Raw genomic sequence first — 8,944 nt, 5'->3', positions numbered from 1 at the left:
CGCGGGCCGCGCCACCCCCCACGCACTTGCGCAGGACGATCAGACCCAGGCGACCGAGGAGAGGGCATGGCCCCGCGTACGAACGACGGCGAACCGGAGCGTGAACGGCCGGCCTCCCTGACCGGAACCAACGCCCCGGTGACGGAAACGGCGTCCGGAGAAGCGTCCGGGGCAACTCCCGGGGAAGCCGCGGAGACCGCGGACGCCTCGGACACCGAGGGCAGCAGGGCGGCCGGGCCGGCCGGGGAAACCGGGGAGACCCCGGAATCCGCCGCCGACGCCGACGCCGACCGGGTCGCCGCCGTCCGCCGGGTCGCCGCCGCGGGCCGCCGCTGGCGGTCCGTGCAGCTCGGGGCCTGCGCCGCGATGCTGGCCGTCGGCCTGACCGCCGGGGCGATCGCGCTCGGCGCGGTGCGGGACGGCGGGGCGACACCGGTCGCCGCGGCCGCCGCCCTCTCCCCCGGACTGCTCGCGGGAGCCGACCTGAACACCGGCGTCGCCTCGCTCCAGGCCCATCTGCGCGACCAGCCCCGCGACTTCGGCGGCTGGGCCACCCTCGGCCTCGCCTACGTCGAGCAGGCCCGCACCCAGGGCGACCCCTCCCGCTACCCGCAGGCCGAGCAGGCCCTCGACCGCTCCGTCGCCCTGCGCCCGGACAACGACCAGGCCCTCGCCGGCCGGGCCGCGCTCGCCGCGGCCCGCCACGAGTTCGGCGACGCGCTCGCCCACGCCGACCGGGCCCTGAAGCAGAACCCCTACAACGAACGCGCCCTGTGCTCCCGTATCGACGCGCTCGTCGAGCTGGGCCGGTACGAGGAGGCGTCCGCCGCCGCCCGCACCGCCGACGAACGGCGGCCCGGCGTGCCGGTGTTCACCCGCTACGCCTACGTCCACGAGCTGCGCGGCGACGTCACCACCGCCCGCCGGGTCCTGGACCAGGCCCTGGCCACCTCGACCACGCCCGGCGACATCGCCTACGTGGCCACCCAGCTCGGCCAGCTCGCCTGGAACCAGGGCGCCTACGACACCGCCCTCACCCACTACGCCCGCGCCCTCGCCGCCGACGAGAACTACCTCCCGGCGCTGGAGGGCCGCGCCCGCGCCCAGGCGGCGAGCGGGCGTCGAGCGGAGGCGATCCAGGGACTGGAGAACGTGGTGGCCCGTTTCCCGCTGCCCGGTCCGCTCGTCGAACTGGGCGAGCTGTACGAGGCCCGCGGGGGCAAGGGTGACGCGGCGAAGGCCGAGGCCCAGTACCGGCTCGTCGACGCCTGGACGGCCCTCGCCCGCGCCAACGGCGTCAACGCCGACCTCGACACCGCGCTCGCGGCGGCCGACCACGGCGACAGGGCGGCTGCCCTGCGCGCCGCCCGCGCCGAGTGGGACCGCCGCCGGACCGTGCACACGGCCGACGCCCTCGCCTGGGCCCTGCACGTCAACGGCAAGGACGACGAGGCCCTCCCCTACGCCCGGCAAGCCACCGCGACCGGTTACGGCAACGCGGCTCTCCTCTACCACCGGGGCGTGATCGAACGCGCCACGGGTCATCCGGACGACGCCCGCGCCCACCTCACCGCGGCCCTGAAGCTCAACCCCGGCTTCTCGGTCCTCGGCGCCCGCGAGGCCCGTACCGCACTGAAGACGCTGGAGGCGGCCAAGTGACACTCCGTCGTGTGTTCGCCTCCTGCGCGGCCGTCCTGACGGCCGGGTGCGCGCTCGCCCTGATCCCTTCCGCCAGTGCGAGCGCGCACCCCCTGGGCAACTTCACCGTCAACCGCTACGACGGACTCGTGGCCGCCCCCGGTCAGCTGCGCGTGGACCATGTCGAGGACCTCGCCGAGATCCCGGCGACCCAGGCGAAGCCGGACGTCGAGCGGCTCGGCCTGGCCGAGTGGGCCCGGCAGCGGTGTGCCACGGCCGCCGAGGACAGCCGCCTCACCGTCGACGGCCGTACGGTCACCCTCGCGGCCGGTGCCGCCAAGGCGGACCTGCGGCCCGGCCAGGCGGGGCTCGACACCCTGCGCGTGCAGTGCCGGCTGACCGCTGCGCTGCCCCAGGACACCCCGGTCTCCCTCACCTTCCGGAGTGCGGGGGCCTCCTCCGGGCCCGGCTGGCGTGAGATCACCGCGCGCGGCGACCGGATGACGCTCACCGACTCGGACGTACCGCGGGAGTCGGTGTCGGACGAACTCACCCGCTATCCGGCCGAGTTGCTGTCCTCCCCCGCCGACACCCCGGCCGCGTCCCTGCGGGTGCGCCCCGGCGGCCCGGCCCTCACCGAGGCGGCCGGCGACGCGCCCGCCGCCTCCGTGCTACCCCGCGGCGCGGACCGCTGGACGCGAGCCCTGGACAGCCTGGTCGCCCGGCAGCACCTCACCCTCGGCTTCGCCGCGCTGGCCCTGGTCCTCGCGGTCGGCCTCGGCGCGATGCACGCCCTCGCACCGGGCCACGGCAAGACCCTGATGGCGGCGACCGCCGCCGCCCGCGGCGACCGGGCCCGCTTCAAGGACGTCCTGCCCCTGGCCGCCTCGGTCACCGTCACCCACACCCTCGGCGTGGTCGCCCTCGGTCTCCTGGTCACCGCCGGCTCGGCCGCCGCGCCTTCGGTCGTCGCCTGGCTCGGCCTGGCCAGCGGCGCCCTGGTCCTGTTCGCGGGCGCGACCCTCGTACGACGTGCCTGGCACCTCCGGGGTCACGGCCCCGGAGACGGACACGGACACCCGCACCCCCACCCGCACGAGCCGGTGAAACCGCCCGCCCGTCAGCTGGCACTCGTCGGCGCGCCCACGAAGCACGCGCACCAGGCCGACGACCACGGCCACGGCCTCAGTCACGACGACCACGACCAGCGCCACGAGCACGACCACCACGGCCACCACGGCCACCGTCACGATCAAGGGCACACCCACACGCACACCCACGGCGGTGTGCCCCACTCCCACCCCGCCGCCCCGACCCTGCGCGGCACGATCCTGCTCGGCTTCGCCGGGGGGCTCGTCCCCAGCCCCTCCGCCGTCGTCGTGCTGGTCGGCGCGGCGGCGCTCGGACACGCCTGGTTCGGGCTGCTGCTCGTCGTCGCGTACGGGGTCGGGCTGGCGCTCACCCTGACGGCCGCCGGGTTCGCCGTCGTCAGGCTGGGTACGGGCGCCGCCCGGCTGCTGGACCGGGGCCCGCGCTGGACCGGCCGGCCGGCCGTGGCGCTGGTCCGCCGGAACCTGCCTCTGTGGTCGGCGCTGGTGGTCGTGGCGCTGGGGGCCGGGCTGGTGCTCAAGGGGGCCGCATCCGTACTGGTCTGAGCTACGTTGGGGAGGTATCGACCTGGATGCGAAGGGGGAGCGGGGTGCGCGGTGACCGGAGAACCGGGCAGTGAGCGTCTGATCGCGGGCCGCTACCGTCTGCTGTCGCCGCTCGGCGAGGGCGGCATGGGCACGGTGTGGCGGGCGCGGGACGAGGTGCTGCACCGCGAGGTCGCCGTCAAGGAGGTCCGTGCCCCGGCCGGGCTGCCGGACTCGGACATCGAGCGGCTGTACGCCCGGCTGGAGCGAGAGGCCTGGGCCGCGGCCCGGGTCGCGAACCGCAATGTCGTGACGGTGTACGACGTGGCCATGCAGGACGGCCGGCCGTGGATCGTCATGGAGCTGGTGCGCGGCATCTCGCTCGCCGAACTGCTGGACACCGAGGGCCCGTTGGAGCCCGCCCAGGCCGCCCACATCGGGGCCGAGGTGCTCGCCGCGCTGCGCGCGGCGCACGAGGTGGGCGTGCTGCACCGGGACGTGAAACCGGCCAACGTGCTGATGTCCAACGACGGCCGGGTGGTGCTCACCGACTTCGGCATCGCCTCCGTCGAGGGCACTTCGGCGATCACCATGACCGGCGAGGTCATCGGCTCTCCCGAGTTCCTGGCGCCGGAACGGGCGCTGGGCCGCACGCCGGGCCCCGAGTCGGACCTGTGGTCACTGGGCGTCCTGCTGTACGCGGCGGTCGAGGGCAACTCCCCCTTCCGGCACGACACGCCGCTGAGCACGTTGCGCGCGATCGTCGACGAGGAGCTGCCGCCGCCGCGCCGGGCGGGCGCGCTGGCCCCCGTGATCGAGGGGCTGCTGCGCAAGGATCCCACCGAGCGGGTGCCGGCCGAGGTGGCCGAGCGGGACCTGCGGGTCGTCGCCTCGGGCGGGACCGCCAGGCCCGGCACGCTCCGGGCGGCGTCGCCGTATCCGCCGACGGGTGCCGGGCGTCCCGCGACGTCGCGCACCGAGCCGGTGCCGGCGCCGGTTCCCGGTCCGGCCGCGTCCTGGTCGGATCCGCGGGGGGCCACCGGCCGGACCGGGCCCGGCCGCGACCGGCGTAGCGCCGGGGTGCTGATCGCCGGCGTGGCCGCGCTGGCACTGGCGGTCGGCGGGCTGACGTACGCGCTGCTCGACAAGGAGGGCAAGGGCGACGGAGGCGACGGGAACGTCGCCAACAGCCAGTCGCAGGGCGTGACTCCGTCGGCGACACCGCGGGAGAGCGAGGCGTCGGGAAGCGAGCGGCCCTCGCCGAGCGCGAGCCCGAGCCCGAGTCCGAGCGAGAGCGCCACGAGCGAGGCCCCGCCGCAGTCCGTGGCGGTCACCGTCACCGGCTCGCACACGGACTACTCGGGTTCCTGCCCGCCGCCGGACGCGCAGGCGCCGACGTTCACGGCGACCTTCACGGTGGGCCGGCTGCCCGCACAGGTGTCCTATCGGTGGGTGTCGGAGGAAGGGGAGCTGGTGGACTCCGTCTGGAGGACCCTGGACCTTCCCGCGGGCGGCGGGAGGTCGGGGCAGGACCGGGTGACCGTGACGACGTACGCCGAGAGCGGGACGTACCGCAACGCGATCGGTGTCGAGGTGCGGGAGCCGAGCCGTACGACGTCGAACTCGGTGCCGTTCTCGGTGACGTGCGAGACGGAGGCCCCGTCGGGCGGGGCCTCCCCCTCCGCGTCACCCTCGGAGTGACGGATCAGGCGGCGCTGTTGAGGACGGGCAGGTAGCCACCCGACTGGCCGGAGGCGGTCGGGTGGTAGGACTCGCCGATGTTGAGCCAGTTGACGCTGTGCAGCCAGGAGCTGCCGGAGCAGATCTCGTGGCCGGTGAAGGTGGTGCGGACGTCGCCGAAGGCGAAGCCGTGGGCGGCGGCGCGCTTGGCGATGGCGGTGTTGAGGTGGTCGGAGGCGTTGTTGATGGCGATGCGCTTGGTCTCGGACAGGCCCAGGCAGGTCGTGCCGAGCTTGTAGAAGCGGGGGTAGCCGATGACGACGACGCGGGCGGCGGGCGCCTTGGCGCGGATCGCCGAGTAGACGCTGTCGAGCTTGCCGGGGAGCGTGGAGTCGACGTAGGCGCGGGCGGTGTTGATGCGGCTCACGCAGGTGCTGTCGGAGCTGGTGACGCAGGTGGTCATGACGTCGGCGAAGCCGGCGTCGTTGCCGCCGACGGTGATGGAGACGAGGCCGGTGGAGGAGCTGAGCGGGGCGAGCTGGCCGGCGAGAACATCACCCGTTCGAGCGCCCGAGCAAGCGGTGAACGAGAACGAGCTGGGGGCGTGTGCGGCGTTCCAGAGGTACGGAAACGCCTTCGTGCTGCGCTTGCAGTTGCCGCTGGAGCTGACGTAGCTGCCGGCTCCGACGCCTGAGGAGTAGGAGTCGCCGAGGGCCACATAGCCGCCCGTTGCGGCGAGTTGGGCTCCCTGCGCCGAGCTTGCCCCGGTGAGGGCGGCGCCGGCGGCGAGGAGGATCGAGCTGACGAATACGGCAATTCGGGAACGTCTCATGGAACCTCCCTTAGCAGGATCTCTGCCACAACCGTCGTAGCAACTACGCGTGTTGACGGGAAGTGTCCATGCCAAGTCTTTTCGGGTTGTCAGGTGATCAATCACCCCATCCCTCGCGCTGCGTGGCCGTGCCGGATTCCGTTGACTGCCCTTCAACACCCTCGTTCTGTGCGGATCGGTCAGGTCCCTGATCAGCAATGTCCGGTCTCGACAACGGGACGAGCCATTGTGTAACGGTCAAACGAACAAAAAGGTGAGCCCTCGTTCCAGGTCTTGCCATACAGGTGTATTGGTCAATACCGTCAGACATCTCACCCGCATCGGACCGTCGGCAAGCGGCTCTAGGGGAGGGCTCGAGGACCGCGATGGATTCCGGCGCGGGGCGCGGTAGGGGGGTGCCGTGCCCGGTGGTCGCACATGGCCGACCGGGTCGTGCCGCGCAGTCGGCCGCCGTCTTTTTCCGGTGTCCGGCCAGCTTTGCCAGCTCACCCGGCGTGCGCGGAGTCGTCTTCCGCCGTGCCGGGTCGCAGGGCCTGCGGAGAGGTCTTCCGTCATGCCGTGCGGCCGGGGTGACAAAACAACCCCCCTTTCGAACCGGACTGACATCCGGGCCGCCCGGGGGTGGGCGGTCCACCGGACGAGAGGGACCAGACCCATGAGTTCCGTTCTTCAACCGGCGACACCGGGCCAGGACCGCCAGGCTCCGTCGACCGCCGGCCAGTACCGGCCCATCTCCTCACACCTGGCCATCACGCCACCGGTGAGCGTCGTGATCCCTGCGATGAACGAGGCCGAGAACCTTCCGTACGTCTTCAAGAGCCTGCCGGACTGGATCCACGAAGTGGTGCTGGTCGACGGCAACTCCACCGACGACACCGTCTCGGTCGCTCGTGAACTGTGGCCCGGCGTCAAGGTCGTGGGACAGCAGGGCCGGGGCAAGGGCGACGCCCTGATCACCGGCTTCGAGGCGTGCAGCGGCGACATCATCGTGATGGTCGACGCCGACGGCTCGGCCGACGGCGGCGAGATCGTGTCGTACGTCTCCGCCCTCGTCTCGGGCGCGGACTTCGCCAAGGGCTCCCGCTTCGCCAACGGCGGCGGCACCGACGACATGACCTTCATCCGCCGGCTGGGCAACGGCGCCCTGTGCGCCATCGTCAACCGCAAGTTCGGCGCCCGCTACACCGACCTGTGCTACGGCTACAACGCGTTCTGGCGGCACTGCCTGGACAAGATCGACCTGGACTGCACCGGATTCGAGGTCGAGACCCTGATGAACATCCGGGTCGTCAAGGCCGGGCTGAAGGTGCAGGAGATCCCCAGTCACGAGTACCTGCGCATCCACGGCGTCAGCAACCTGCGCGCCGTACGGGACGGGCTGCGGGTGCTGCGGGTGATCCTCGGCGAGCGGTCCAACCGGCGGGCGCTGCGGCGCGAAGGGCGTCGTTCGCGGATTCTCGACTCGGGCCGGGGGGAGGTGTCTTGAGCACGGGCGACACCTCGGCCGGTCCTTCCACCGGTATCTCCGTCGTCGTCTGCGTCTACACCGAGGACCGCTGGGAGGACATCCTCGCGGCGGTCTCCTCGGTGCGCGCGCAGAGCCTGCCGGCCCTGGAGACCCTGCTGGTCGTCGACCACAATCCGGTGCTCCTGGACCGGCTGGCCAGGGAGTACAAGGAGGTCACCGGCGTGCGGGTGCTTCCGAACGCGGGCCCGCGCGGTCTGTCGGCCGGCCGCAACACCGGCATCGCGGCCTCCCGCGGCGAGGTCGTCGCCTTCCTCGACGACGACGCCGTCGCCGAACGCGACTGGCTGCGCCGGTTCGCCGCCGCCTACGACGACCCGCGCGTGATGGCCGTGGGCGGCCGCACCGAGCCGGTGTGGGCGTCGGGGCGTCGGCCCGACTGGTTCCCCGAGGAGTTCGACTGGGTGGTGGGCTGCTCCTACCGGGGCCTGGCGCCCGGCCTGACCCGGGTGCGCAACATCCTCGGCGGCAACGCCTCGTTCCGGCGGACGGCGTTCGACCTCGCGGGCGGCTTCGCCACCGGCATCGGCCGCGACGGCGACAGACGGCCGCTGGGCGGCGAGGAGACCGAACTGTGCATCCGGCTCAGCCGCGCCAGACCCGACGCGATCCTGCTCGTCGACGACCGCGCGGTGATCCACCACAAGGTGCCCGAGGTACGCGAACGGTTCGCGTACTTCCGCACCCGCGCCTACGCCGAGGGCCTGTCCAAGGCACTCGTCGCCCGCAGTGTCGGCGCCGGCAAGGGCCTGGAGTCCGAACGCCGATACGCCACACGCGTGTTGCCGGCCGGGGTGGTCAGAGGGCTGCGCGACCAGGTGCTGGCCCGCCGCGGCGGAGCCCGGAGGGCGGGCGCCATCGTCGCCGGGGTGCTCACGGCCGCCGGCGGCTACGCGGTGGGCAGCGTGCGGGCGCGGCGCGACGGGACGACGTTCTCGGCCGTACGGATCGACGCGCCCGCGGGGGCGGACCGGGAGGCCGCCGCATGACGCAGGCGCGGATCCCGATCCTCATGTACCACGCGGTCGCGGCCGAACCGAACGACGCGACCCGTGCGCTCTCGGTCTCCCCGGAGGCGTTCGCCGAGCAGATGGCGCTGATCGCCGACCGGGGCCTGACCCCGCTCACCACCGCGGACCTCGCGGCCCGCTGGCGCTCCGGCCGGCCGCTGCCAGCCCTGCCCGTGCTGATCACCTTCGACGACGGCTACGAGGGCGTGCACCGCCACGCCCTGCCCGCCCTGGCCGAGCACGGCTTCCCGGCCACCCTGTTCGTGTCCACCGGCTGGCTCCGGGGCGCGTACGACACCGGCGGCGGCCTCGACACCATGCTGGACTGGCGGCAGGTGCGCGAACTGGCCGCCGCGGGCGTCGAGATCGGCGGCCACAGCCACACCCACCCGCAGCTCGACCAGCTCGGCGACAGCGCGCTGCGCGCCGAGCTGACCCGCTGCCGGGACATCGTCGCCGACGAACTCGGCGCCCTGCCCGTGTCGTTCGCCTACCCGTACGGCTACTCCAGCAGACGGGTGCGCACCGCCGTACGGGTAGGCGAACGACACGGGCAGGGCGGCGAGTTCGTCGGCGACGATGTCCCGGCAGCGGGTCAGCACGGCGCGCAGCGCGCTGTCGCCGA

Annotated in this window: 7 protein-coding genes; 6 read left to right on the top strand and 1 reads right to left on the bottom strand. The window is 73.5% G+C overall.

Annotated elements, in window-relative coordinates; translation table 11 throughout:
- The first annotated feature begins 66 nt into the window (after positions 1-66).
- The 3 genes from BZL64_RS26030 to BZL64_RS26020 are packed head-to-tail and all read left to right on the top strand — an operon-like array spanning position 67 to position 4,973.
- The gene (locus BZL64_RS26030) at positions 67-1,659 is read left to right on the top strand and encodes a tetratricopeptide repeat protein (RefSeq protein WP_086771618.1); all 1,593 of its coding nucleotides are present in this window, start codon (positions 67-69) and stop codon (positions 1,657-1,659) included.
- On the top strand, positions 1,656-3,293 hold the full coding sequence (locus BZL64_RS26025; RefSeq protein WP_086771617.1) for a sulfite exporter TauE/SafE family protein: 1,638 nt from the start codon (positions 1,656-1,658) through the stop codon (positions 3,291-3,293). The genes BZL64_RS26030 and BZL64_RS26025 overlap by 4 nt, the downstream gene beginning before the upstream one ends.
- A gap of 51 nt (positions 3,294-3,344) precedes the next feature.
- Positions 3,345-4,973 carry a serine/threonine-protein kinase gene (locus BZL64_RS26020; protein WP_086771616.1) on the top strand — a complete coding sequence of 543 codons (1,629 nt, stop codon included), beginning with the start codon at positions 3,345-3,347 and terminating at the stop codon, positions 4,971-4,973.
- Positions 4,974-4,977: 4 nt separating this feature from the next.
- On the opposite strand, the gene BZL64_RS26015 is transcribed toward BZL64_RS26020, so the two are convergent.
- Positions 4,978-5,784: an SGNH/GDSL hydrolase family protein gene (locus tag BZL64_RS26015; protein ID WP_086771615.1), complete on the bottom strand. Its 807-nt coding sequence runs from the start codon at positions 5,782-5,784 to the stop codon at positions 4,978-4,980.
- A gap of 655 nt (positions 5,785-6,439) precedes the next feature.
- On the opposite strand from BZL64_RS26015, the gene BZL64_RS26010 reads away from it, so the two are divergent.
- The 3 genes from BZL64_RS26010 to BZL64_RS26000 form a co-directional block, all read left to right on the top strand.
- On the top strand, positions 6,440-7,270 hold the full coding sequence (locus tag BZL64_RS26010) for a glycosyltransferase family 2 protein (protein ID WP_086771614.1): 831 nt from the start codon (positions 6,440-6,442) through the stop codon (positions 7,268-7,270).
- A complete protein-coding gene (locus tag BZL64_RS26005) occupies positions 7,267-8,298 on the top strand; it encodes a glycosyltransferase family 2 protein (protein ID WP_086771613.1) in 1,032 nt (343 codons plus the stop codon). The genes BZL64_RS26010 and BZL64_RS26005 overlap by 4 nt, the downstream gene beginning before the upstream one ends.
- On the top strand, positions 8,295-8,944 hold a 650-nt coding region (locus BZL64_RS26000), incomplete at its 3' end, for a polysaccharide deacetylase family protein (protein ID WP_107430346.1). The genes BZL64_RS26005 and BZL64_RS26000, both read left to right, overlap by 4 nt.

This window comes from Streptomyces bobili (genome assembly GCF_002154575.1).
Lineage (GTDB): Bacteria > Actinomycetota > Actinomycetes > Streptomycetales > Streptomycetaceae > Streptomyces > Streptomyces bobili.
This window is presented reverse-complemented; position numbering and strand designations above follow the sequence as displayed.